This window comes from Aquirufa rosea, assembly GCF_004118285.1.
Taxonomy (GTDB): domain Bacteria; phylum Bacteroidota; class Bacteroidia; order Cytophagales; family Spirosomataceae; genus Aquirufa; species Aquirufa rosea.
Genome location: NZ_SDHY01000024.1, coordinates 1 through 975 on the forward strand (window position 1 = coordinate 1; position 975 = coordinate 975).

Below are 975 nucleotides of genomic sequence, written 5' to 3' on the forward strand. Positions count from 1 at the left end.
CTAAATTAGTAATAACAGGAACGAGTACTCAAACCGCTGGAGCAACACAAAATATCACCATTACTGCAAAAGATGCAAGTGGAAATACGGTTACGACTTACACGGGAGCTAAGAACATCACCTTCTCGGGAGCTACGGCTTCCCCAAGTCCAGCGACTAACCCAACGGTAGCGGGCACGAACTTTGGAACGCCGACGAGCTTGACCTTTACAGCAGGTGTGGCTACAGCAAGCATGGCCTTGTACAAAGCCGAGTCAGCGACCATCAATGCAAGCGATGGATCAATTAACTCGATAACAGGGGGAACTTTGAATGTAACAGTGAGTCCATCTACGATGACTAAGCTTGCGGTTTCATTGGCTAGTTCTCAGACGAATGGTAGTGCATTTACTGGAACGAATACCTTAACCGCCCTAGATGCTTATGGTAACACAGCGACAGGATTTAGTGCGGCTGGAAATAATATTACAGTAACAACAACTTTAACAGGTAGTATTTCAGGTTTATCAGGAACGAATAAATTAAGTAGTGCAGGAGACTTCACGAGTGGAGTAGCCAATTTGACTAGTTTAGGATTGATATTTACAGGAACCTCGGGTTCAGGAACATTCACCTTTACACCAGCTTCAGGAACAGCGGTGACTAGTTCATCGGTAACCATCAATGCAGGAGCTGCTACTAAATTAGTAGTGACTGGAACCGGTACGCAAACGGCAGGAGGTTCACAAACCATTACGGTTACGGCTCAAGATGCGCAAGGAAATACCGCTACGACTTACACGGGAGCTAAAAATATTACTTTCTCTGGAGCTACGGCTTCCCCAAGTCCAGCGACTAACCCAACGGTAGCGGGCACGAACTTTGGAACAGCCACTAGTTTGACTTTCACTGAGGGTGTGGCGACAGCAAGCATGGCCTTGTACAAAGCCGAGTCAGCGACCATCAATGCCACAGACGGAACGATCAACTCGAATA

1 protein-coding gene is annotated in these 975 nt (G+C 46.9%); it reads left to right on the forward strand.

From position 1 onward, the window contains the following. The coding region (locus ESB04_RS12445) for a hypothetical protein (protein ID WP_164969671.1) at window positions 1-975 on the forward strand (975 nt) is incomplete at both ends.